24 protein-coding genes are annotated in these 22,090 nt (G+C 59.5%); 6 read left to right on the top strand and 18 right to left on the bottom strand.

Translation table 11 applies throughout. The features are described from left to right. Positions 1–19: 19 nt before the first annotated feature. Complete coding sequence (gene mscL / locus ACR0IV_RS11315; RefSeq protein ID WP_480659199.1) at positions 20–448, bottom strand: large conductance mechanosensitive channel protein MscL; 429 nt, start codon at positions 446–448, stop codon at positions 20–22. A 148-nt stretch (positions 449–596) separates the two neighbouring features. On the opposite strand from mscL, the gene ACR0IV_RS11310 reads away from it, so the two are divergent. After that, complete coding sequence (locus tag ACR0IV_RS11310; RefSeq protein WP_480659197.1) at positions 597–1,295, top strand: glutathione S-transferase family protein; 699 nt, start codon at positions 597–599, stop codon at positions 1,293–1,295. A 47-nt stretch (positions 1,296–1,342) separates the two neighbouring features. Here the strand turns inward: ACR0IV_RS11310 and ACR0IV_RS11305 are convergent, their stop codons facing one another. The 11 genes from ACR0IV_RS11305 to ACR0IV_RS11255 all read right to left on the bottom strand — a co-directional run bounded on the left by ACR0IV_RS11305 (position 1,343) and on the right by ACR0IV_RS11255 (position 12,328). Next, on the bottom strand, positions 1,343–1,789 hold the full coding sequence (locus ACR0IV_RS11305; protein WP_480659195.1) for a YtoQ family protein: 447 nt from the start codon (positions 1,787–1,789) through the stop codon (positions 1,343–1,345). 80 nt (positions 1,790–1,869) lie between these two features. Further along, positions 1,870–4,266 carry a phenylalanine--tRNA ligase subunit beta gene (gene pheT, locus ACR0IV_RS11300; RefSeq protein WP_480659194.1) on the bottom strand — a complete coding sequence of 799 codons (2,397 nt, stop codon included), beginning with the start codon at positions 4,264–4,266 and terminating at the stop codon, positions 1,870–1,872. A gap of 88 nt (positions 4,267–4,354) precedes the next feature. Then, the gene (locus ACR0IV_RS11295) at positions 4,355–4,759 is read right to left on the bottom strand and encodes a cupin domain-containing protein (protein ID WP_480659192.1); all 405 of its coding nucleotides are present in this window, start codon (positions 4,757–4,759) and stop codon (positions 4,355–4,357) included. Positions 4,760–4,825: 66 nt separating this feature from the next. Then, the gene (locus ACR0IV_RS11290; protein WP_480470984.1) at positions 4,826–5,620 is read right to left on the bottom strand and encodes a CE1 family esterase; all 795 of its coding nucleotides are present in this window, start codon (positions 5,618–5,620) and stop codon (positions 4,826–4,828) included. A 242-nt stretch (positions 5,621–5,862) separates the two neighbouring features. Next, positions 5,863–6,282: a hypothetical protein gene (locus tag ACR0IV_RS11285; protein ID WP_480470985.1), complete on the bottom strand. Its 420-nt coding sequence runs from the start codon at positions 6,280–6,282 to the stop codon at positions 5,863–5,865. A gap of 155 nt (positions 6,283–6,437) precedes the next feature. Then, a complete protein-coding gene (gene pheS / locus ACR0IV_RS11280) occupies positions 6,438–7,511 on the bottom strand; it encodes a phenylalanine--tRNA ligase subunit alpha (protein ID WP_480659190.1) in 1,074 nt (357 codons plus the stop codon). 66 nt (positions 7,512–7,577) lie between these two features. Next, positions 7,578–8,648 carry a Hint domain-containing protein gene (locus ACR0IV_RS11275; RefSeq protein ID WP_480659189.1) on the bottom strand — a complete coding sequence of 357 codons (1,071 nt, stop codon included), beginning with the start codon at positions 8,646–8,648 and terminating at the stop codon, positions 7,578–7,580. Positions 8,649–8,797: 149 nt separating this feature from the next. Next, positions 8,798–10,168, bottom strand: a complete 1,371-nt coding sequence (locus tag ACR0IV_RS11270; RefSeq protein WP_480659187.1) for a glutamate--cysteine ligase — start codon at positions 10,166–10,168, stop codon at positions 8,798–8,800. Positions 10,169–10,233: 65 nt separating this feature from the next. Beyond that, complete coding sequence (locus ACR0IV_RS11265; protein WP_480659186.1) at positions 10,234–10,761, bottom strand: hypothetical protein; 528 nt, start codon at positions 10,759–10,761, stop codon at positions 10,234–10,236. After that, the gene (locus ACR0IV_RS11260; RefSeq protein WP_480659184.1) at positions 10,758–11,606 is read right to left on the bottom strand and encodes a GNAT family N-acetyltransferase; all 849 of its coding nucleotides are present in this window, start codon (positions 11,604–11,606) and stop codon (positions 10,758–10,760) included. The genes ACR0IV_RS11265 and ACR0IV_RS11260 overlap by 4 nt, the downstream gene beginning before the upstream one ends. Beyond that, a complete protein-coding gene (locus ACR0IV_RS11255; RefSeq protein ID WP_480659182.1) occupies positions 11,603–12,328 on the bottom strand; it encodes a 16S rRNA (uracil(1498)-N(3))-methyltransferase in 726 nt (241 codons plus the stop codon). Before ACR0IV_RS11255 ends, ACR0IV_RS11260 begins: the two co-directional genes overlap by 4 nt. A 12-nt stretch (positions 12,329–12,340) precedes the next feature. Here ACR0IV_RS11255 and ubiA point away from each other — a divergent pair, with 12 nt between their 5' ends. The 3 genes from ubiA (at position 12,341) to ACR0IV_RS11240 (ending at position 15,596) form a co-directional block, all read left to right on the top strand. Then, positions 12,341–13,303: a 4-hydroxybenzoate octaprenyltransferase gene (gene ubiA / locus ACR0IV_RS11250; RefSeq protein WP_480659180.1), complete on the top strand. Its 963-nt coding sequence runs from the start codon at positions 12,341–12,343 to the stop codon at positions 13,301–13,303. A 66-nt stretch (positions 13,304–13,369) separates the two neighbouring features. Next, complete coding sequence (locus ACR0IV_RS11245; RefSeq protein ID WP_480659415.1) at positions 13,370–15,274, top strand: OmpA family protein; 1,905 nt, start codon at positions 13,370–13,372, stop codon at positions 15,272–15,274. A gap of 1 nt (position 15,275) precedes the next feature. Further along, on the top strand, positions 15,276–15,596 hold the full coding sequence (locus ACR0IV_RS11240) for a hypothetical protein (protein WP_480470993.1): 321 nt from the start codon (positions 15,276–15,278) through the stop codon (positions 15,594–15,596). A gap of 13 nt (positions 15,597–15,609) precedes the next feature. Here the strand turns inward: ACR0IV_RS11240 and ACR0IV_RS11235 are convergent, their stop codons facing one another. The 3 genes from ACR0IV_RS11235 to pgsA are packed head-to-tail and all read right to left on the bottom strand — an operon-like array spanning position 15,610 to position 16,972. Then, a complete protein-coding gene (locus ACR0IV_RS11235) occupies positions 15,610–16,053 on the bottom strand; it encodes a molybdenum cofactor biosynthesis protein MoaE (RefSeq protein WP_480659179.1) in 444 nt (147 codons plus the stop codon). A 1-nt stretch (position 16,054) separates the two neighbouring features. Next, positions 16,055–16,300, bottom strand: a complete 246-nt coding sequence (gene moaD, locus ACR0IV_RS11230; protein WP_480470995.1) for a molybdopterin converting factor subunit 1 — start codon at positions 16,298–16,300, stop codon at positions 16,055–16,057. A gap of 3 nt (positions 16,301–16,303) precedes the next feature. Continuing rightward, entirely contained in the window at positions 16,304–16,972 is a 669-nt protein-coding gene (pgsA, locus tag ACR0IV_RS11225; protein WP_480470996.1) for a CDP-diacylglycerol--glycerol-3-phosphate 3-phosphatidyltransferase, read from the bottom strand. A gap of 37 nt (positions 16,973–17,009) precedes the next feature. Between pgsA and ACR0IV_RS11220 the strand changes: the two genes are divergently transcribed. Together ACR0IV_RS11220 and ACR0IV_RS11215 are read left to right on the top strand one after the other, a co-directional pair. Next, complete coding sequence (locus ACR0IV_RS11220) at positions 17,010–17,156, top strand: hypothetical protein (RefSeq protein WP_480470997.1); 147 nt, start codon at positions 17,010–17,012, stop codon at positions 17,154–17,156. Further along, the gene (locus ACR0IV_RS11215; protein WP_480659178.1) at positions 17,153–18,037 is read left to right on the top strand and encodes a DMT family transporter; all 885 of its coding nucleotides are present in this window, start codon (positions 17,153–17,155) and stop codon (positions 18,035–18,037) included. The genes ACR0IV_RS11220 and ACR0IV_RS11215 overlap by 4 nt, the downstream gene beginning before the upstream one ends. Here the strand turns inward: ACR0IV_RS11215 and uvrC are convergent. The 3 genes from uvrC to ACR0IV_RS11200 form a co-directional block, all read right to left on the bottom strand. After that, positions 18,034–19,908 (bottom strand): excinuclease ABC subunit UvrC, encoded by a 1,875-nt coding sequence (gene uvrC, locus ACR0IV_RS11210; RefSeq protein ID WP_480659177.1) that lies wholly within the window; start codon positions 19,906–19,908, stop codon positions 18,034–18,036. The genes ACR0IV_RS11215 and uvrC overlap by 4 nt on opposite strands. 290 nt (positions 19,909–20,198) lie before the next feature. Then, positions 20,199–20,978 carry an SDR family oxidoreductase gene (locus tag ACR0IV_RS11205; protein WP_480659176.1) on the bottom strand — a complete coding sequence of 260 codons (780 nt, stop codon included), beginning with the start codon at positions 20,976–20,978 and terminating at the stop codon, positions 20,199–20,201. A gap of 21 nt (positions 20,979–20,999) precedes the next feature. Then, positions 21,000–21,962: a calcium/sodium antiporter gene (locus ACR0IV_RS11200; RefSeq protein ID WP_480659175.1), complete on the bottom strand. Its 963-nt coding sequence runs from the start codon at positions 21,960–21,962 to the stop codon at positions 21,000–21,002. Positions 21,963–22,090 lie beyond the last annotated feature (128 nt).

The following is a 22,090-nucleotide window of genomic DNA, read 5'->3' as shown; positions in this document are numbered from 1 at the left end:
CCCGCACAATTGGCAGGGTTTACTTCTTGAGTGCGTCGCGGATTTCCACCAGGATGTCCAGCTCGCTGGGGCCTGCGGGTGCCTCTTCGGCCGCCTCTTCTTCGGCCGCAGCGGCGTCCTTGACCCGGTTGACCATTTTCACCAGTAGGAACACGACCCACGCTATGATCAGGAAGTTGATGACCGCCATGATGAACGCGCCATAGGCAAAGACCGATGCACCGGTTTCGCGGGCAGCTTCTAGGCTTGCACCTTCGGCTACATCACCGGCCAGAACAGCATAATTGTTGGTAAAGTCGACACCACCGGTGAACAGGCCGATGAGCGGGTTGATCAGGTCGCCCACCAGAGATGTGACAATTGCGGTAAACGCCGCGCCGATGATGATACCGACGGCCATATCCATGACATTGCCCTTGGCAATAAACGTCTTGAATTCCTGAATCATGTTTCCCTCTCTTCGGTGGTGTTCGACCGATTGTTTTGGTTTTCGCGCGCAGGCGCAGAGTAATTGTGCGCTAATTGCACTATTAAATGCATGTTTTTATGGGAAACAGCGCCTATTTTTCCCCGAACGGCATTTTTCAGGAGGTCCCATGCCCGCCTTTGCATCCTATTCCATTACTGACAAGTGGCCCGCCCGGGACCCGAGTGTCATTCAGCTATATTCCTTTCCCACCCCGAATGGTGTGAAAGCCTCAATCATGCTGGAGGAGACCGGCCTGCCTTATGAGGCGCATCTAGTCACGCTGGCAGACGCAGATGTTAAAAGCCTCGAATTTCTGTCGCTGAACCCCAACAACAAGATCCCGGCGCTGATCGATCCGAATGGACCTGATGGCGAACCACTGGGTCTTTTTGAAAGCGGGGCGATCCTTCTGTATCTGGCTGAAAAAAGCAACATGTTGCTGGGACGGACCAAAGCGGACAAGCATCGGGTCACCCAGTGGCTGATGTTCCAGATGGGTGGGTTGGGGCCGATGTTTGGTCAGCTGGGTTATTTCCACAAATTCGCCGGCAGCGAGATCGAAGACCCCCGCCCTCGCGAACGCTATGTGACCGAGGCCAAACGCCTGCTGAACGTTCTGAACACGCAGCTGGATGGGCAGGATTGGATCGCCGGAGACTATTCGATCGCAGATATCGCCATCGCGCCCTGGTTGCGTGGCCTCGATTATTACGGCGTCAAAGAGATGATCGGCTGGGAAGGTTACACCAATGTCATCGCCTATCTCGACCGCTTCCTTGAACGGCCTACGGTCCAAAAGGGTCTGACTATCCCCCCACGGGACTGACCTGAAAACCGGGCAACGGTGCCTCGGCGCCGCGCCCGCCTACAGGCTTAGCCGGGCAAGCGGCCCGACTCGACATAGCGAAGAATTTCCACGACCTGCGAAGGCTCCTCGGCGACGGCGAGTGCAGCAGCATCCACTTCTTTCAGGGCGTGCTGATGATCGGGGCCGTGCAGAACGATGATCGATTTGCCCAGAGCCGCCGCATATCCCGCATCAAAAGCCGCGTTCCACTGCTTGTACTTGTCACCAAAGCGCACAACGACGATGTCTGCCTCTGAAATCCCCTTGCGGGTCCGGATCGCGTTCACCATCGCACCCTTGTGGTCGTGCCAATACTTGTTTGGTTCCTCACCCAAGATCGCAACGCCGCAATCGTCCGAGGCTGCATGGTCTGTCACTGGGCTGCAGAACACGACGTCCAACCCTTCGGCACCAGTGATGATTTGTTCGCGCCAATCCGTGTGAATCTCACCGGACAGATAAACCTTTAGCATCTCTTGCTCCTCCCGCGAAAAAGGGGCGCAGCCGCCCCTTCGTCTTCTCAGAAATACTCCCGCCAAAGGCGGATGCAGTCTTAGCCGCGTAGCACGCCGCCCGTGGCTTTCGCCACCTTCTCGACGATCTTGGCACTGACCGCCTCGATGTCTTTTTCCTTCAAAGTCGTGTCCGAAGGCTGCAGCCGCACGGTGATGGCCAAAGATTTCTTGCCCTCGCCCAGACTGCCGCCGATGAACTCGTCAAAGACGCGCACATCTTCGATCAGCACCTTATCGGCACCCGCGGCCGCATTCACCAGTGTCAGTGCCTCGATATCGGCATCCACGACGAAGGCGAAATCGCGTTCGACCGCCTGAAGGTCTCGCAGTTCCAGCGCCGAGCGGGTCGCGCCCGATTTGCGCGGCATCGGCACCTCATCCGGCCAGATGGTGAAAGCCATCGCGGGACCCTTGATGTCCATTGCCTGCAACACGCGTGGGTGCAGTTCGCCGAACACGCCCAGCACCTTCTTCGGCCCCAGACAGATCTTGCCATGGCGGCCCGGGTGCCACCACGCATCACCGTCCCGCATGATCTGCACCTTGGCAGGCGCGCCGATTGCGGCCAATACCGCCTCGGCATCCGCCTTGGCGTCGAACACATCGACCGGGCGCGAAGCACCATGAACGTCTTTCGGTCCCGATCGACCCACCAGCAGGCCCGAGATCTGTGTTTTCTGATCCCCCGGCTCGCCATCGTGGAACACCGGCCCAACCTCGAATAGGGCCAGATCCGCATAACCCCGCGCCTGATTGCGCGCAGCCGCCTGCAACAGACCGGGCAGCAGATCGGGACGCATATGGCTCATCTCTGACGATATGGGGTTTTCCAGCATAGTCTTGTCGTCACCGCCATCAAACAGCGCTGCCGAGGCCTGATCGATGAAAGTATAGGTCACGCATTCATTGTACCCCAGCGCGGCACAGGTCCGGCGGGCCATGGACTGACGGCGCTGTGCCGGTGTCATCACGGGCTTAGGAATACCACCCGTTACACGCGGCAAAGGCTTGCCCTGCAGCTTGGTCAGGGATGCGATCCGCGCGACCTCTTCCACCAGATCGGCTTCGCCCATGATATCGGGACGCCAGCTGGGCACATGCGCCATCTCGCCGTCCAGACGGAAGCCGAGGCGTGTCAGGGTCTGCCGCTGTTCGCTTTCAGGGATATCCATCCCGACCAAGGACTGCACCCGCGCCGCATCCAGCTTATAGGCCCGCGCATGGTTCGGGGCCTTGCCAGCCTCGACCACGTTCGAGGCTTCACCGCCGCAGATATCCAGGATCATCTGCGTCGCATGTTCCAACCCTTCGCGGGTGTATTCCGGGTCGACACCACGCTCGAACCGATAGCGCGCGTCCGAGTTGATCTTTAGCGCCCGGCCGGTCAGAGCGATCTGCACGTGATCCCAGAACGCGCTTTCAAGGAAGACGTTCACCGTCTCCTCGGTGCAGCCGGTTTCCTCACCACCCATGATCCCGGCGATCGATTCCGGACCCTTGTCGTCAGAAATGACCATCATGCCGGGTTGCAAGGTGTATTCCTTCTCGTCCAACGCCACCAGCTTCTCGCCGCCTTTGGCGCGATGCACACGCAGGTTGCCTTGCACCTTGTCAGCATCGAATACGTGCAGCGGGCGGTTGTGATCGAAGGTCATGTAATTGGTGATGTCCACCAAAGCCGAGATCGGACGCAGACCGATGGCCTTCAACTGGTCCTGCAGCCATTGCGGGCTGGGGCCGTTCTTCACGCCCTTGATCAAACGCCCGGTGAAATGCGGTGCGCCATCCAGCGTGTCCTCGTCAATGGTCACCTTGATGGGGCTTTCGAAATCACCCGCCACCGGGGCATAGTCGCGCTGTTTCAGCGTACCAATGCCCCGCGCAGCCAGATCACGCGCGATCCCCTCGACGCCCAGCGCATCGGGGCGGTTCGGCGTTATTGCGATCTCGATCATCGGATCAACCTTCGACGGGTCGTTCTCGGCCAGCCAGTCGACGAATTTGTCGCCAACCTCGCCCGAGGGCAACTCAATGATGCCGTCATGCTCGTCCGACAGCTCAAGCTCGCGTTCCGAGGCCATCATGCCAAAGCTCTCGACACCACGGATTTTGCCGACGCTGATGGTGATATCCAAACCGGGGATATACGTGCCCGGTTTACATACCACGACCGTGATGCCCTCGCGTGCGTTGGGCGCGCCACAGATAATCTGCAGATCGCCCTCATCGGTCTCAACCGTGCAGACGCGCAGCTTGTCGGCATCCGGGTGCTTCTCAGCATGTTTCACATGACCCAGCGTAAAGTCCGCCAGCCGGTCCGCCGGGTTCACGATCTCTTCGACCTCAAGGCCCAGATCGGTCAGCGCCTCGGCGATCTCGTCCACCGAAGCATCGGTATCAAGGTGGTCCTTCAGCCAGGAAAGAGTGAATTTCATCGGTCGGTTTCCGCCAGTAAATCTCGGGTCAGACCGCATGTAGCGGATATTGCACACAGGGGAAAGAGGGCGCGTGGCGTCCCCCTCGCTACTCCTCTGCGACCGTGTTTGAAACGCTATCCGATCCGACAAACACCGCCAGAACCCTCGCAATTCCATCACCGGTATTCTCGCCCGCGTGGGATGAGTGCAGCGCCTCAACCAGTGCGTCGCCGGCTCTGAAGACCCGGATACCCGCCGTGCCGTAATCGACGGTAATCTCACCTTCCAGAATATAGGCCGCCAGAGGGGCCTCGTGATGATGCAAGCCGGTTTTCTGCCCCGGCTGCAGAGTGACGATGGCCATGGTGATCTGCGGCTTGCCTGCAGGGTATTCGAGTGGCTCACCCGCGACTGTGGTATCGGTCTGCAACAGCACATCAACCGGAGGATAAGTGTCACGGGCGAAGGCAGGCGCGGCGGCCAGAATCAGGGCAAGCGGCAACAGTCTCATCAGATAGGGTCCTTAATCAGGTTGCACCGCTTAGGGGAGTGTGAACGCGCGGCGATGTCAAACACCTCAGGGATAGGTCGGTTTGCGCCCCAACAGTTCATCCAGCTGTCGCCCGATCCAGCCATGCGGGATGAAATGCCCGCCCGGATGGGTGTCCAATGTGACCTGCCCGCGTGCGCAATCGGTCCATTCCACGCGGCTGAGGGTCAGGATCGGAACAACGCTCCAATCCCCGCGCGGGGTCGCATCGTGGCAGTCATAAGCCGCACGCCACAGCGCGACCGGATAAGTCGTGTCGCCATTCGCGCCATAGGGAAAATCCATCACCGTATCGCTCAGCCCGTGCACATGGCGTGCCTCGCGCGGGGCTTCGGGGCAGTCTTCCGTCTGACGGATGCTGCCCGCAACGGCCAGCAAGGCGGCAATATCATTGCCCGACTGGCACACATAGCGCCACGCCATTGCGCCGCCGAAGGAATAGCCCGAGACATAGATACGGTCCGGATCAATCGGATAGCGTTTGGCGACGTCCTGCAGCACCGCATCGGCAAAAGGCACATCGCCCGTGTCCGACGTCCAGAAATCCCAGCTTTTGCCCAAACCGTTCGGGGCCACCAGCAACACGCCCCGCAGCTTGGTCGCCCCGGCGATGCGTTCATGATTGACCACCACAGTCCCCTGCCGCGCCCAGCCGTGGAAATGCAACAGCACCGGCAGAGGCGTTTCCCCGTCCCAGCCCTCGGGCTCGAGCACATGGTACGAGCGGTCACCGACCTCGCAGGCAACATCACCGTGGCAGGTATCCACGGCGGCGGCTTGGGTGGCGGTCAGCAGAAGAAGGCAGAGCAGTCGATAGATCATAGGCCGGAGCCTAGCCACCTGACGCCAACTGTCACGTCACAACCCTGTGGGAACCTGTAACAAGCCGTGCAGGCACCAGACCGTGGGATGGCGAGCCTTAGTCGGTGGTGGGCACTTTAAACTGGCCAAATCCGCGCGCTGTTCGAGCGGTGCGCTGACGGAGACAAATCGCCAGCCCGTGCGGGCGGTCTGGCGATGGCGCGGGGGCCTATCGGCCTTTGCTCCGCGCTTCTCCCCTCAGTCTATACTCTAATGTCAATCCACCCAACTGCGATCGCAATTGCAAACGCCACTACACTCAAAACAAAAAAGATACTTGCTTTGGAATGGAAGCTCTCCATGCGAGCTAGTTTCTCTGCCAAATACAAAACCCAATCTTCGTGTGACTTCTTTGGCACAACTTTGTTTTCCACCACGGGAACTTGCCTCATCGAGAGAGAAAACATGGCAATTGCAACTAACAACAGAACGAAAGCAATGAGTTGGAGGAAATCGACCAAATAATTTTGCGGAGTTCCAATCAAAAAGCTGATAACGGAAAAGCCAGACTTAGGACTAAGCCCTCCCAGGGCTTTCAATACACCTAAGCCACCGAACGCTGAAACGGCGAGTGTGAAGCTTCTCTTTGACCGATCCTGCAGACCATTAATCAGTCGCAACATTCGTTGCACACGGTTAATGGAGTATACAGCATGGGCTTCGCTCCCGCATAACGGGCAGTGACCTAGGTGACCATCTGAATGGTCACAAAACCCACCATGTGAAGCACAGAAGTATCGGCCACTACTTATGTCTAAGTAATGCCATAACTTCCCTGTCACCGCGACAAACCACCATGCAGGTTCGGCATATCCAACGCCGCGAACCCGTAGTGCCGCAGCCAGCGCAGGTCAGAATCAAAGAACGCGCGCAGATCAGGGATGCCGTATTTCAGCATCGCCAGACGGTCGATGCCGATGCCAAAGGCAAAGCCCTGATAGACCTCGGGGTCGATGCCACCGGCGGCGATCACCTTGGGGTGGACCATGCCGGAGCCCAGAATCTCCATCCAGTCATCGCCCTCGCCGATCTTCAGCTGGCCGTTATCCCAGGAACAGCGGATATCGACCTCGGCCGATGGCTCGGTGAAGGGGAAGTGCGAGGCGCGGAAGCGCAGCTCGACGTCGTCGACTTCGAAGAAGGCCTTCACAAACTCTTCCAGAACCCATTTCAGGTTCGCCATCGAGATGTCTTTGTCGATCGCCAACCCTTCGACCTGATGGAACATCGGCGTGTGGGTCTGGTCATAGTCGGCGCGGTAGACGCCGCCCGGACAGATCACGCGGATCGGCGCGCCCTGTTTCTCCATCGACCGGATCTGGACGGGCGAAGTATGAGTACGCAGCACATGCGGCGGGCGCTCATCACCCTCGGCCCGGTGCATATAGAACGTATCCATCTCGGCCCGCGCGGGGTGGTGGCCGGGAATGTTCAGGGCGTCGAAATTGTGCCAGTCGGTCTCGATCCGCGGCCCTTCGGCGACGGAGAAACCCAGTTCGGCAAAGATCGCGGTCAGTTCCTCGGTTGCCTGGCTGACCGGGTGAATCGAGCCCTGACGGCGGGCGCGGGTCGGCAGGGTGACGTCCAGCCATTCAGTGCGCAGACGCTCATCCAGTGCCGCATCGGCAAGGGCTGCCTTCTTGGCAGAAAGGGCTGAGTTGATCTCATCCTTCAGGGCGTTCAGCGCGGGGCCGGCCACCTGACGCTCTTCAGGAGTCATCTTACCCAGCTCGCGCATCTTGAGCGCGACTTCACCCTTTTTGCCAACGGCGGCGACACGGATCGCCTCCAGCGCGTTTTCGTCGCCCGCTTCGGCGATTTGACCCAGATATTTTGCCTTAAGATCGTCCATGACGGTCCCCTGAATGCTGTTGAGGCTCTGCTATCACAGCAGTCCGCGAAATCAAGAGGGGGCGGATCAGGTTGCGGTCAGAACCGCCGCCTGCGGGCCACTGCGCACCGGTCGGATCGTGTCGCCATAAACGCTCGGGTGCTGTCGCAGCTCGGGGAACAGGGCAAACAGTTCCTCGGCGGCGGCATCGCCAAGCCCTGCAACGGCCTGAGCGCCGGGAAAGAAGCTTTCCGAGATCAGGCCTGAGGTCGTCACCAGTTGATGGCGGTCAAAAAACAGATGCACATACCGCACGATATCGCAGGGGGTTTGCGTGATGGTTGTGCCGTTGATCAGGGACTTGGCCGGTACGAGAATCTCGTCCTCGCCAAACAGCAGCTCAGCCTGCCAGCCCGAGATCAGAACACGGTGCTGTGGCGAAACGCGAATATCACTTTCCGTCCCCAAAACACCTGCCGAGATGAGCACCGGAGCAAACCGCCCCTGTCCTCGGACCGTGCGGTCTCCGATCCATTGTACCGGACATGCGCCCTGATCGACGGTCAGAACCAGATCGCCGGGGCGCAACGCTTCGACCCGTCGCGGACCACCCGGCGTATCCACCAGTGTTCCAGCGGCAAAACAGGTTGCACCACTGTCGCCGGGCGAAAGGCTGCCATAAACCAGAGTGTCCGGGTCCGGCTGGTTGAACTGCAGCGTCGTCGTGGTCCGGCTGGGCCCAACGAGAACCGGCAGATTTACCGAGGTCTGCCCGGCCGCCAGCCCGTTCTGCGCGACGATGTTTTGCGTGCCCCCTCCGATGTCATAAAAATCTATGACCTCACCCGTCGCGGTATTGGTCAGCGCGTAGGCCTCAAAATTGGTAGCGCCGCCGCCGTTCGGATCCGTGAGCAGGATGGGAAAGTCATCAGCTGAAATGACAAAAATCTGCTCGTTGTTATCCGGGTCCACGGTGACCCTGATCCCTGGCACGTCTGTCAAAGGGATCTCGATGCCAACCTGTCCGTTGGCCTGATAGAACGATACTGTAAAATCAGCCGGAATTTCCGTCGACCCCAGAGAGACCTCAAGGAACTCTGCCACACCCGTCTGGGCGGCGTAGGCATTTGAGTAATGGAGCTCACTAATTCGGGCCATTGCACTATCACTCGATGATTTCTAGGCCCGACTAAATCGCATGGACCCCATATCCTGCAAGACGGGTTGCGAAAGAAGGCAAATATTCACCTAACGGCCACAGGCCCGGACCCAATGCGCATCGAAGTCACGCACCGGGGCGATATGATTCAATAGCTAAATTCCGGGTAGATGCGGGTCAGATCTCCGTTCCAGTCGCCATCGTAACGATCCATCAATTCATCTGCGGGGACCTGACCCGAATCGATGCTGTCCTTGAGCGCATTCAGGAAATGGGTCTCATCCTGAACCAAACCGCCTGCCCCGGCGCGTGCGCGCGCGGCGAGACCGGCATCTGCGATCGAGACGACCTCGCGTGCCAGATCATGCATATTGATCTTTCCTACCTGCGCCTGCAGGCCATCTTTCGCCGCCGCGACCCGCAATGCTTCGCGCGTCTCGGCATCCCAGCCTTTGACCAGATCCCAGGCGGCGTCCAAGGCGCCTTGGTCATAGGTCAGACCGACCCAGAATGCGGGCAGAGCACACAGGCGCCGCCATGGGCCACCATCAGCGCCGCGCATCTCCATGAATTTCTTGATGCGCGCTTCAGGGAAGGCCGTGGTCAGGTGATCGGCCCAGTCGGATAAGGTTGGCGTCTCACCCGGCAGAGCGGGCAATTTGCCCTGCAGGAAGTCGCGGAAAGACATGCCCAATGCATTGATGTACTGACCGTCGCGATAGACGAAATACATCGGTACATCGAGGGCGTATTGCACGTAACGCTCGAACCCGAAGCCCTCTTCGAAGACGAAAGGCAGCATACCGGTGCGCGCATCGTCGAGGTGCCTCCAGATATAGCTGCGCCAGCTTTTCTGGCCGATCGGCGTGCCCTCGAAAAAGGGTGAATTTGCGAACAGCGCCGTGGCAACAGGCTGCAGTGCCAGGGCAACGCGCAATTTCTGCACCATGTCGGCCTCGGACCCGAAGTCGATATTGACCTGAACCGTACAGGTGCGCCGCATCATGGCGCGGCCCATGGTACCGACCTTTTCCATATAGTCGTTCATCAGCCGATAGCGGCCCTTGGGCATCAGCGGCATCTCGTCATGGGTCCAGATCGGGGCCGCGCCCAGACCGATGAAACCCACGCCGATCTCATCGGCGATATCTTTCACTTCGCGCAGATGGGTGTTCACCTCATCGCAGGTCTCGTGAATGGTCTCCAGCGGAGCGCCCGACAGCTCCAGCGCGCCGCCCGGCTCCAGACTGACATTGGCACCGTCCTTTTCAAGCCCGATCAGATGCCCCGCCTCACGAACCTCGGCCCAGCCGTGGCGGTCGCGCAGTCCTTCGAGCACGGCCACGATAGACCGGGTGCCTTCGAACGGCAGCGGTATCAGCGTGTCCTTGCAATAGCCGAACTTCTCGTGCTCGGTCCCGATGCGCCAATCGTCTTTGGGCTTGCAGCCCGATTCCAGATATTCGGCCAGTTGCTCATGGCGTTCGATCGGTCCGCCGCCGGACTGGGGGATGGACATGAACCGGTCTCCGATCCTGCTGTGTCTGTCTTAGCCGCCAGTCCTGAGCGCAAACTGCGCCAGTGTCAATGCAGGCGCAGATGCGCAGGTCGCATCGGACGGCGCTCCCATATCACCACCGGATGGATCGCGCCGCCGTTCAGTTCAGCCAGCATTTGTTCGGTTTTCAAACCGGGCAGATTCGAGAACACGTCGAACAGCGCCTCAGCCCCCTCGGCGTTCACCGGAATGTGAAGTGTTGGTTGACCCGGCTGATCCAATACCCAGTGCGCCGGGTTCGAGGTCGGGTCCAGCGCCAAACGCTCGATTTCGCGCGTCGCGACGATGCCGCCATCAAGCGGGCCGAGATAGATGATCTGTCCTTCATCAATCGTGACCACGCCGGGGCCACCCGCGCCGGTACGGAAGCGGGCGCGCTGTACCCCAATCACAGCCAAGGCCACGGCAATCACCAACAACAGCCAGCCGAGCCAGCCCAGCACCCCCCCGGGGCCGCTGATCCAGCTGAGGCCCACCAAAAGGACGACCAAAGCCACCAACACTTCGCGCCAGCGCCATAAGGTCAATTTGGCTTCGGGTCGAATGAAACTCATGCAATGTCCTTCGGGTTGGTGAACAGGATCAGCGAGTAGTGACCCGCAGGTTTGAACCCGATTGCCATATAAGCACGCGCAGCAGAATCGGAAGCTGCGAACAGAACGGCGCGTGAAACTCCCCCATCTCGCGCCTCAATCAGATGTAGGGCCACGGCGAGACGGGCATAGCCACGACCACGCAACCCCGGCGGGGTGTAGACACCGCCGATTTGCACGATTTCAGGCAGGCGAGCGTTGAACCCGGTCATGGAAACAGGCTGATTGTCAATCAACAGAACCCGGTGGGAGTCGCGCTTGGTATAGGCTTTGAAATCTTCACAGGCCTGTTTCGCTGCACGCGTCGGATCGAAATCCATAGCCTCGATCAGATAGTCCCGCCGCCAGTTTTCGGTAACCGATCTGTCGAACTCTCCCATCGGCACGAGTTGGGCGCTTGTTGCCTCCGGCAGGACAAGTCGATCCAGCTCCAGCGAGAATCCCGGCTCGTCACTGTTGAGCGTCGCGGGCCGGTCTTCCCATCCGCCAAGTTTCATGATCCGGCGCGCCTGCCTGGCTTCGGCGGCGATACCAAACAAGGCGTTCCCCCGGATCAGATGGATGGCCGCCGCCAACTCTTCGTCAGAGCAGTCTGGGCATTGTGGCAGAACCATGCCCTCATTCGTAATGGCAAACACGGCACGTATGGGATCGCCCAGCAGCCACATTTTCAAAGAACGAAGGTGCGGGCCGTTCAGACCAAAGTCACGCATGTTGGCCAGCGGGAACATAGAAGTCTGAATGTGCTGCGATAGAAAAGTGTCGATCTGCGAAACGTCGCTGACCTGCGCCGCGCGCCAGGTCACGACCAGTCCCCCAAAGCCTGTTGCCACATGGTCATCGCCGCAACCGCCGCCGTGTCAGCGCGCAGGATACGCGGCCCCAAGCTGACGATATGAGCATAAGGCAATCCCGTCAGCCGCTTGCGCTCACGCTCAGAGAACCCGCCCTCGGGGCCGATCAGAATGGCCCATGGCTGAGACTTCTCATTCGCAGCGAGACGCAGGGCAGAGCCCACCTCGGCCTCGTCACAGAACATCAGCTGGCGGTCCTCAGACCATGTGTCCAGCACCCGGTCGAGCCGCTGCAAATCGGTGACTTCGGGCACAAAGGTGCCACCGCATTGCTCGGCGGCCTCGACCGCATGAGCCTGCAGGCGGTCCTGACGGATACGTTCGGAATTGGTAAACTCGGTCTGCACGGGCATGATCCGCGCTGCGCCCATTTCCGCTGCCTTTTCAACGATAAAATCGGTGCGCGCCTTCTTGATCGGTGCAAAGAGCAGCCACAGGTCGGGTGGCAATTGCAAGGGTTTGGTGTGCTCGGCACAGGTCAGCGTTCCACCCCGTTTGCCCGCCTCAGCAACCTCTGCCAGCCATTCGCCATCCTGTCCATTGAACAACGCAACCTGCCCGCCCACCGACAGGCGCATCACGCCGAACAGGTAATGCGCCTGTTCGCGCGTCAAAGGAACCGATTGCCCCGGACCCAAAGGGTGCTCTACATACAGTCTGATCTTCGCAGTCATGAGACCCTACATATGCAAGGCAATGCCCCAACACCAGACGGTCAGGTCGCGGATGCGGTCACCGGGAACTGGGTCGACACCCATGCCCCCGCTTTTATCCGTCCCTATCTGCGGCTCAGCCGCGCGGACCGACCGATTGGCACATGGCTATTGCTCATTCCCTGCTGGTGGGGGCTGGCACTGGCGATCCTCAGCGATGGTTCACCCCGATGGGAGGACTTGTGGATTGCCATCGGCTGCGCCATCGGCGCCTTCCTGATGCGTGGCGCGGGCTGCACATGGAACGATATCACCGACCGAGAGTTCGACGGGAAAGTGGAACGCACCCGCTCGCGCCCGATCCCATCGGGTCAGGTCAGCGTGCGGCAGGCGATGTTCTGGATGGTGCTGCAATGCCTGCTGGCTTTGCTGATTCTGCTGACTTTCAACCGCGCGGCGATTGCCATGGGTGTCCTGTCGCTGTTGCCGGTCACGATCTATCCTTTTGCAAAACGTTTCACTTGGTGGCCGCAGGTCTTTCTCGGGCTGGCCTTCAACTGGGGTGTACTGCTCGCCTGGGCGGCACATACAGGAACGGTTGGTTGGCCTGCGATCATACTCTATCTATCAGGCATCGCCTGGACACTATTCTATGACACGATCTATGCCCATCAGGATGCCGAAGACGATGAACTCATCGGTATCAAATCCACCGCCCGCCTGTTCGGGACCGATACGGCCCGATGGCTCAAGTATTTTCTGGTTGGTACGGTCGGCCTGATGGGGCTGGCCATTATCGATGCGTCGCTGCCCAACGCATCAGTTCTGGCGCTCGTCGTAGCGTTGGGTGGGCCATGGGCCATGGGGTGGCATATGGCGTGGCAATTGCGCGGCCTCGATACCGAGGACAACGCCAAACTGTTGCAATTATTCCGGGCCAACCGCGACACCGGCTTGATTCCGCTGATCTTCCTCTGCGTCGCCCTTTTGCTCTGATTGCACCTCCGGGCCGGGCTCTGTATGAGTCCGAAACTAACCGCCCGAGGAGTCTCGATCCCGCCCATGCGCCTGCCTTATGCCCTTGCTGTTGCGTTGATCTTTGCGGTGTCCGCCGGTCTGTCCCTGGTGGCCGCCAGCTTTTCGGTCAGCAAGATCGAAGACGCATCGGAACTTGCTGTGCGCCGGGCGCTGAACCTGCAGGGACATGACTGGGCCGAGGTTGAATCCGATGGCCTGCGTGTCGTGCTGACCGGAATGGCTCCGGATGAGGCGACACGGTTCAACGCCCTGACCGCCGCCGGAACCGAGGTCGATACCTCGCGCGTCATCGACGATATGGAAGTCGCACCGACCGCCGATCTGACACCCCCCCGGTTCTCTGCCGAAATCCTGCGCAACGATAGTGGTATTTCGGTCATCGGTCTGGTGCCGGCCAGCGAGGATCGCGACGATCTGATGAACCGCCTGCAACGGTTGGATCAGGACGCGACGGTTTCGGACCTGATGGAAAGCGCCGACTATCCCGCGCCCAAGGGCTGGGATCAGGCGCTGGACTATGCGATTCAAGCACTGTCTGATCTACCACGCGCAAAGATATCGGCCAGTCCGGGACTCGTACGCATCACCGCCATTGCGGACAGCCAGCAAGAGAAAGACCGGCTGGAACAAGACCTGAGCCGCGCCGCACCTCCAGGCTTGCGTATTGGTCTGGCGATCTCGGCGCCGCGCCCTGTGATCACGCCGTTCACCCTGCGCTACCTGATCAACGAGGACGGCGGGCAGTTCGACGCCTGTTCTGCGCAGGACGAAGACGCGCGCGACATGATCGTCGAGGCCGCACAACAGGCCGGGCTTAGCGGACCTTATTCCTGCACCATCGGTCTGGGCGTACCATCCCCACGCTGGGCGAACGCAGCGCAGTTGAGCATCCGGGCTCTGTCCGAACTTGGACGGGGTTCGGTCACGTTGTCGGATGCCGACATCACTCTTGTCGCCGCGCAGGACACCAGCCCGCTGGAGTTTGACCGCATTGTAGGAGAGTTGGAAAACGCGCTTCCCGAAGTGTTCGTCTTGCATGCGGTTCTGCCCGAACCCGAGCCAGATGACCCGACAGGGCCGATTGAATTCGTTGCAACCCGCAGCCCCGAGGGTTTGGTTCAACTGCGCGGGCGTGTGGGTGACGAGACCCTGCGTGATATGACGGACAGTTTCGCGCGCGCGGCCTTTGGTTCCCTGCAGGTGCATACGGCGACCCGGATCGCGCCTGACCTGCCCGCGGACTGGCCCGTGCGCGTTCTGGCCGGACTGGAAGCGCTGTCGCAGTTGCACAATGGTGCGCTGACCGTGACGCCAGACAATGTTACGCTATCGGGGCTCAGCCATGATCCCGATGCCAAGGCCCGGATCGCAGGCCTGCTGTCGGACAAGCTGGGTGAAGCACAGGACTACTCCCTATCGATCACCTATCAGGAGCCGCCCGCCCCTGCAGATGCCCCGCCCGACCCCGAGATCTGCGAAGAGCAACTGGCCGAGGTGCAGGCCGCGAGCAAGATCGCGTTCGAGCCGGGTTCAGCGACAGTGGCCGCCGATTCCCGCGATGCCCTGAACCAGATCGCGGATATCTTGCGAGAATGCGGCCCGATCCGGTTGGAAATTCAGGGCCATACCGATAGTCAGGGCCGGGAAGAGATGAACCAGCAACTCAGCCAGGCGCGCGCGCAGTCGATCCTGAACGAGCTGCGCGGACGGCGGGTGCCGACCTCAAGTTTTTCGGCCGTGGGTTATGGTGAGACACAACCGATCGCCGACAACGACACCGAAGAAGGTCGCGAAGAAAACCGCCGCATCGAGTTTCGTCTAATCCGGCCCGAGCCCGTGGCCAATACCGAAACAGGGCTTGAGGCGATGGAGGCCGAATCCCAGACACCAGAAACCGACGCAACGGATGCGGGCGAAGAGGATCAGTAAGTTGAACAGAACAGAATTCATCATCGCCACCGCCATCATCCTGTTCGCAGCCTTCTGCATGGGATGGTTTGCCAATTGGCTAGCCCATCGCCTGTCTCGCGTGCGCCAAAGCGACGTGGCCGATCTGGATCGCATGAGCCAGGAGTTACACGAGGCCGAGGAAACCCGCGATCAGGCGATTACCTATCTGCAGCAGCGTGAAGCAGAGCTGACCAATCAGCTAACCCAGACCGAAGCCGAGCTGACCGCTGCGATGGAAGGTCTTCGCGCGGCGAGGCAGGAAGCCGAAGAAATGCGCGGGCGGATCAACAACGCGGATTAAAAACGCTGCGCCTTTACCATCGGGTCAGCGCGTCTTCATCCTCATCTTTGGCGGCTACCCACTCTGCGCCGGAATTGGTGATTTCCTTTTTCCAGAACGGCGCGCGGGATTTGAGGTAATCCATCAGATACTCCGCCGCTTCAAACGCGTCCTTGCGATGCGGCGCGGCGGTGGCGACCATCATGATCCGGTCCCCCGGAGCCAGCCGACCGTGGCGGTGAATCACCAGCACATCCCCCAATGACCATCGGGCCTGTGCCTCTTCTGCGATCTTGGTCAGGGCGCGTTCGGTCATGCCCGGATAATGCTCGATCTCCATCACATCCAGATCGCCCGAGGCCAGATCACGCACGACCCCCGTGAAGGTGACGATGGCCCCATTTGCATCATCTCCGGCGGCGAAAGCGTTGGCCTCGGCCCCCAGATCGAACGCTTCTTCCTGAACCGCGATGCGCATGTCAGCCACCCGTCATGGGCGGAAAGAACGCAACTTCGCGCACACCGGTCAGGGGAGCGTCGAAATCCGATAGTTCCTGATCCAAAGCCACGCGCAGGGCCGAAAGATCGGCAAAGGCGGCGGCATAGCGATCCTCGCGCGCGCTGAGTTCGGCAACGAGGTCATTAACCGTTGCCGCCTCAGTTTCGACTTTCTCTTTCGGCAGGCCGATGCGCTCACGTACCCATGCGAAATACAGCACGTCCATCGCTTAAGTCTCCTTCAGGTGGGGCATGGCTTTACGTAGGTAGTCATAGCCGGTGATCAATGTCAGCGTCGCAGCGATCCAAAGCAGCCAAAGCCCGATGCGGCCCGACCAGAACATGCCTTCCAGATGCCAGCGGATATGATTGAGGTCTTCCACCTGCCCTGAAAGCACCTGATCAATGAGGGCAGAGTCCATGCCGAACGTAGCCATCACAAAGTAGTGTTCAAAGATCCCCTGCGAGAACAGGATCGCAATCGCCACCATTTGCGCCGTAGTTTTCCACTTCGCCAGTTTTGTCACTTTCAGGGTTCCGGCCACGTCACCAAGATATTCCCGCAGGCCCGAGACAAAGACCTCGCGGAACAGGATGACCGTCGCGGGCAGTACCAGCCACGGCGTCCAGCTTTCGGTCGAATACCCCACCAGTATCATCAGCGCGACTACCACCATCGCCTTGTCGGCAATCGGATCCAGCATCGCACCCATTTTGGTCTCTTGCTTCCAGGCCCGTGCGAGGTAGCCGTCAAACCAGTCGGTAATCGCGGCGGACAGGAACAGAATCAACGCAAACCAATCAGCATAGGGTCGCGTAAAATACAGAAACATCACGGCCAGACCGGGGGCGGCCAACAGGCGCAGCAGGGTCAGGATATTGGGCAGGTTCCACTTCATGGCTAAATCTTTACATCGCTGCTTCGGGACATAAAAGATGGCATTCGAAAATCTGGCCCGATCACAGGCGGTTGCGATGCATTTGACCAAAGGGTCGCAACAGCGAGATCTCGGTCAGATACGGCTTGGCCTGCGCTGGCTTTGCGGTCAGATTGGCCCGCAGTTCCAGCAGAGCGAAACATGACGACTCATATTCAAACCGATCCCCTGTCAAACCTGATCGGCAGCGCGTGGATGATCGCAGCCATGGCCTTGTTCGCGCTCGAGGATGCGTTCCTGAAGAGTGCGTCGGGCGCAATCCCGATCTGGCAGGTATTGGTTCTTTTTGGCACAGGGGGTGCCGTCATTTATGCCGTGGTCGCCATGCTGCGCGGCACGAAGCTGTTTCAGCCTGACGTCCTGTCCCGCCCGATGAAGGTCCGCGTAGTTTTCGAGATCTTGGGACGGCTGTTTTATGTGCTGGCCATTGCGCTAACCCCGCTGTCTTCGGCCACGGTCATCCTTCAGGCCACCCCCCTGGTCGTCGTGGCGGGGGCCGCGCTGTTCTTTGGCGAAAGTGTCGGTTGGCGACGCTGGTTCGCCATTCTGATCGGCCTGATCGGCGTGGTGATCATCATCCAACCAACCGAGGACAGCTTTTCGGCCCTATCGATCCTTGCCGTATTGGGGATGCTCGGCTTTGCCGGGCGGGATTTGGCCAGCCGCGCGGCGCCGGCCTCATTGGGAACCGAAGTTCTGGGATTCTACGGCTTCCTCTGCATCGTGGCCGCGGGGCTGGCCTATCGGTTTTGGGAGGGCACGCCCATGCAACCTCTGACGCCAGATGTCAGCCTGCATCTGGTTGGTGCGACCCTGATGGGTGTCATGGCCTATGCCTCGTTGATGAAGGCGATGCGCACGGGTGAGGTTTCATCGGTCACGCCGTTCCGATATTCCCGACTGCTATTCGGGATTGGTCTGGGTGTGGCGATGTTTGGTGAGCGTCTGGACCAGACCATGTGGATCGGCAGCGCGCTGATCGTCGCCTCGGGGCTCTATATCCTCTGGCGTGGGCGGCGGGACTAGCCCTTGTCGTGGAAGAAATCATAGACCTTCTGCGCCAATCCGGCTGAGATCCCCTCGACCGCTTTCAAATCCGCCAGATTAGCCCGACTGACAGCCTTCGCACTGCCGAAATGAGCCAGCAGAGCCCGCTTTCGCGCAGCCCCCACGCCGGGGATTTCATCCAGCGGCGTCGCGCCAACAGCCTTAGCGCGTTTGGCCCGGTGGGTGCCGATGGCAAATCGGTGCGCTTCATCTCGCAGGCGTTGGATGAAATAGAGCACCGGATCGTTGCGTTTCAGTGCGAAAGCGTGCTGACCGATCCGATGGAATTCTTCCTTGCCGTGGTCACGGTCCACGCCTTTGGCGACGCCGACCATGGGGATGTCTTCGACGCCGTGTTCGACCATGATCTCATGCACCGCGCTCACCTGCCCGGCCCCACCGTCGATCAGCAGAAGATCGGGCCACATGCCCTTGTCGCGATCCGGATCCTCTTTCTGCAGGCGGGTGAAACGTCGTGTCAGCACCTCTTTCATCATCCCAAAATCGTCACCCGGTGTCAGGTCATCGCCACGGATGTTGAATTTGCGATAGGCGTTTTTCATGAACCCCTCAGGGCCCGCCACGATCATGCCACCCACCGCGTTGGTGCCTTGAATGTGAGAGTTGTCGTAGACCTCGATCCGGCTCGGCGGGCCGTCGAGTTCAAACGCGTCGGCCACCCCGCGCAACAACTTGGCCTGCGTGGCGCTTTCCGACATGCGCCGGGCCAGCGATTCCCTTGCGTTGCGCAAGGCGCCTGCGACCAGTTCCTGTTTTTCTCCGCGCTGGGGCACCAGGATTTCTACCTTGCGCCCTGCTTTCTCAGTCAGCGCCTCCTGCATCAGATCGGCGTTTTCGATCCCGTCTGACAGGATCAACTGCCGGGGCGGTTCCTTATTGTCGTAGAACTGACCGAGGAAGGCCTCCATCACCTCAGCCGGGGACACATCGACCCCAACCCGAGGATAGAAATCCTTGTTCCCCCAGTTCTGGTTGGCGCGGATGAAGAACACCTGAACGCAGGCCTGCCCGCTATCCATATAAAGGCCGATCACGTCCGCCTCGGTCACGCCACGCGGATTGATGCCTTGCGAGGTCTGTACCTGCGTCAGCGCCCGAATTCGGTCGCGCAGACCGGCGGCGCGTTCGAATTCCATCGCCTCAGAAGCGGCCATCATCTGCTCGGCCAACTCTTCCTGCACCTTGGTTGACCGGCCCGAAAGGAACCGTTCTGCATCTTTGACGCTTTCACGGTAGTCCACGTCAGAAATCAACCCGACACACGGCCCTGAACATCGCTTGATCTGATAGAGCAGACAGGGCCGGGTGCGGGTGTCGAACATAGAATCCGAACAGTTGCGCAGCAGAAACGCCTTTTGCAGCTGGTTTAGCGTCCGGTTCACGGCCCCTGCGCTGGCGAAAGGGCCGAAATAGGCACCCTTCTCTTTCTTCGCCCCGCGATGCTTTTTGATCTGCGGAAAGGCATGATCCTTGGCAACCAGAATGTTCGGAAAGCTCTTATCGTCTCGCAGCAGCACGTTGTATTTGGGCTTGAGCTGCTTGATCAGATTCTGCTCCAGCAGCAGCGCCTCGGTTTCGGTCCGTGTGGTCAGGAACATCATCGAGGCCGTCGCGGCGATCATCTTCTCGATCCGCCCGGAATGTCCCGGTCGGGTATAGTTTGAAACCCGCGCTTTTAAGTTCCGCGCCTTGCCCACATACAGAACCCGACTGTCCCCATCCAACATCCGGTACACGCCCGGCGAGCTGTCCAGCGTTTTCACATAGCGCTGAATACAGGCGTAGCCGGTCTTCTGAACATCAGAGGTCGAGTCGGAGTGAGAGGTCATGAGCCAGAGATATGATTCTGTGGCCATGGCTGCAATCTTGTGAGCCAATGATCAAGAGAAAACAAATCCACGGTTTCTGTGGATAACTGTGCAGATAAGTTTTGGGCTGTCTCGAATTTCCCTTGTTTCATTAAGGATTCTTTGATTTGCACAAAAAATAGGCACTTATGTAAGCATTTGTATTTATTATATACTTTTTCATTCATGGGACAAGTGTATGAAAAACAAGACATTTTTGTAACGTATTCGTAACGGGATTGAGAGCGGTGCAAAACTTGCACCGAAATTACTTATTCTACGCCCAAAACGTCCGGGGTTTGCCAGCCGAGATGTTGCCCGCCATCCACGCACAACAGCTGCCCGGTGACCGTGTGGGCATCCAGGAAATAGCCGAGGGCTGCGGTAATATCGGACGGATTCGCCCCACGCTCCAAAACCGTGTTCATGCGTTGCGCCTTGAAATGGCCTTCGCTTTGGCGGTGCCCCTGTATCGTCGGCCCCGGCCCGATCGCATTGACGCGGATTGCGGGTGCCAGAGCCTGCGCAGAAGTACGGGTCAACGCCCACAAACCCATCTTGGCAATGGTGTATGACATGAACTCGGGCGTCAGCTTGCGCACACGCATATCGACCATATTAACGATCAAGCCGGTCGCGACCGGTTCACCAGCATCGTCGATTTCGGGCAACAGCTCCTGTTCCGCCATCGCCTGCGTCAGCACGAAGGGCGCGCGCAGATTGCTGTCCATGTGCCGGTCCCAGCTTTGGCGGGTGGCGGTATGGATGTTGTCGTATTCGAATATCGAGGCGTTGTTCACCAGGCATGTTATCGGACCGCCAAGCGCCTCGGTCGCACGCGGCACCAGAGACGTGACATTTCCCTCGTCCAGTAGGTCAGCCTGCAGTGCAATGGCGGATCGGCCCAGCGCCTTGATCTCGGCAACGACCTCTTGTGCTGGTTGCTCCGAGGTCGCGTAATGCACGGCTACATCATACCCGCGCTTTGCCAGGTAGAGGGCCATCGCACGACCCAGGCGAATTCCAGCACCGGTCACCAAAGCTTGGGGCATGAAACGTCTCTTCCTGTCCAGTTACGCCAACAGAGAGATGACATAGACCGCATACAGAACTGTCAACAACATTCCCCAGCCGCGCGTGATGTCCTTCTTGAAGAACACAAAAGGGATAAGCAGCAGGGATGCGCCTAGCATGACCCACAGGTCAAATTCCAAAAACTCCGGGTCGACAGGAATACGGCCAAACAAGGTGGCGATGCCGACAATGGCGAGCAGGTTGAACATGTTCGACCCGATCACATTGCCCAGCGCCACATCGGCCTGCCTGCGCAATGCAGCCATCACGGTGGTCGCAAGCTCGGGCAACGATGTCCCGACAGCGATCAGCGTCAGTCCGATCACGGTTTCGCTTACACCGTAGGTGCGGGCGATTACCGTCGCGTTGTCGACCAGCAGATGCGCCCCCATGGGCAAGCCGATCAGCCCCAGCACCAGATAAATGGAAATCTTCCAATAGGGCATGTCGGGGTCGGCCTCTTCCAGGCCATCCAAATCATCGTCATCGGCGCAGGCTTCTCCACAGGCTTTGCGGTGGGCACGCGCCTCGCGGAAGGCGTTCCAGAGAACCAGTGCCAGCGCGGCAAGCAATATTGCCCCGCTGAACAGGTTAAACACACCACAGAAAGCCAGCCCAATGAACAGAACCGATGCCAGCAGCATGAAGACATAGTTCTTGCGGCTGTCACATTCGCTTGTGTGCAAGGTGGCCAACAGGGCAGGCACACCAAGAACCAGCAGAATATTCGCCGTATTCGACCCGACTACGTTGCCGAGCGCAATTCCGGGCGCGTTTTCCTTGATCGCGCTGATGGCAATCAACAGTTCGGGGGCAGATGTCCCGAAAGCCACGATGGTCAGGCTGACGATCAGCGCGGGCACCCCCAGACGCAGGCTGAGGTTAACGGCACCGCGCACCAGCGCGTCGCCTGCCAGCAGCAGGATCAGCAGGCCGAGGCCGGATAACAGCCATGCTGTCATGAACGGCCTCCTTTTTCACAGGCACAGGGGCCTTTGCCGATTCTGAATCTTCCGCATCGCGTACATCTGGCCGAGTTCAAACGCTTTTGACCGGGAAAGCGCAGCTTCCCGAACATCGCCAAGACGGC

Source organism: Ruegeria sp. C2 (genome assembly GCF_056537765.1).
Note: the sequence above shows the minus strand (reverse complement) of the source record. Positions and strands in the feature narration are given on the sequence as shown.

Coding starts and splice junctions, on each gene's coding strand:
- mscL (WP_480659199.1), bottom strand. CDS start 448: ATGATTCAGGAATTCAAGACGTTTATTGCCAAGGGCAATGTCATGGAT.
- ACR0IV_RS11310 (WP_480659197.1), top strand. CDS start 597: ATGCCCGCCTTTGCATCCTATTCCATTACTGACAAGTGGCCCGCCCGG.
- ACR0IV_RS11305 (WP_480659195.1), bottom strand. CDS start 1,789: ATGCTAAAGGTTTATCTGTCCGGTGAGATTCACACGGATTGGCGCGAA.
- pheT (WP_480659194.1), bottom strand. CDS start 4,266: ATGAAATTCACTCTTTCCTGGCTGAAGGACCACCTTGATACCGATGCT.
- ACR0IV_RS11295 (WP_480659192.1), bottom strand. CDS start 4,759: ATGAGACTGTTGCCGCTTGCCCTGATTCTGGCCGCCGCGCCTGCCTTC.
- ACR0IV_RS11290 (WP_480470984.1), bottom strand. CDS start 5,620: ATGATCTATCGACTGCTCTGCCTTCTTCTGCTGACCGCCACCCAAGCC.
- ACR0IV_RS11285 (WP_480470985.1), bottom strand. CDS start 6,282: ATGTTGCGACTGATTAATGGTCTGCAGGATCGGTCAAAGAGAAGCTTC.
- pheS (WP_480659190.1), bottom strand. CDS start 7,511: ATGGACGATCTTAAGGCAAAATATCTGGGTCAAATCGCCGAAGCGGGC.
- ACR0IV_RS11275 (WP_480659189.1), bottom strand. CDS start 8,648: ATGGCCCGAATTAGTGAGCTCCATTACTCAAATGCCTACGCCGCCCAG.
- ACR0IV_RS11270 (WP_480659187.1), bottom strand. CDS start 10,168: ATGTCCATCCCCCAGTCCGGCGGCGGACCGATCGAACGCCATGAGCAA.
- ACR0IV_RS11265 (WP_480659186.1), bottom strand. CDS start 10,761: ATGAGTTTCATTCGACCCGAAGCCAAATTGACCTTATGGCGCTGGCGC.
- ACR0IV_RS11255 (WP_480659182.1), bottom strand. CDS start 12,328: ATGACTGCGAAGATCAGACTGTATGTAGAGCACCCTTTGGGTCCGGGG.
- ubiA (WP_480659180.1), top strand. CDS start 12,341: ATGCAAGGCAATGCCCCAACACCAGACGGTCAGGTCGCGGATGCGGTC.
- ACR0IV_RS11245 (WP_480659415.1), top strand. CDS start 13,370: ATGCGCCTGCCTTATGCCCTTGCTGTTGCGTTGATCTTTGCGGTGTCC.
- ACR0IV_RS11235 (WP_480659179.1), bottom strand. CDS start 16,053: ATGCGCATCGCGGTTCAGGAAGAAGCGTTCGATCTGGGGGCCGAGGCC.
- moaD (WP_480470995.1), bottom strand. CDS start 16,300: ATGGACGTGCTGTATTTCGCATGGGTACGTGAGCGCATCGGCCTGCCG.
- pgsA (WP_480470996.1), bottom strand. CDS start 16,972: ATGAAGTGGAACCTGCCCAATATCCTGACCCTGCTGCGCCTGTTGGCC.
- ACR0IV_RS11220 (WP_480470997.1), top strand. CDS start 17,010: ATGGCATTCGAAAATCTGGCCCGATCACAGGCGGTTGCGATGCATTTG.
- ACR0IV_RS11215 (WP_480659178.1), top strand. CDS start 17,153: ATGACGACTCATATTCAAACCGATCCCCTGTCAAACCTGATCGGCAGC.
- uvrC (WP_480659177.1), bottom strand. CDS start 19,908: ATGACCTCTCACTCCGACTCGACCTCTGATGTTCAGAAGACCGGCTAC.
- ACR0IV_RS11205 (WP_480659176.1), bottom strand. CDS start 20,978: ATGCCCCAAGCTTTGGTGACCGGTGCTGGAATTCGCCTGGGTCGTGCG.
- ACR0IV_RS11200 (WP_480659175.1), bottom strand. CDS start 21,962: ATGACAGCATGGCTGTTATCCGGCCTCGGCCTGCTGATCCTGCTGCTG.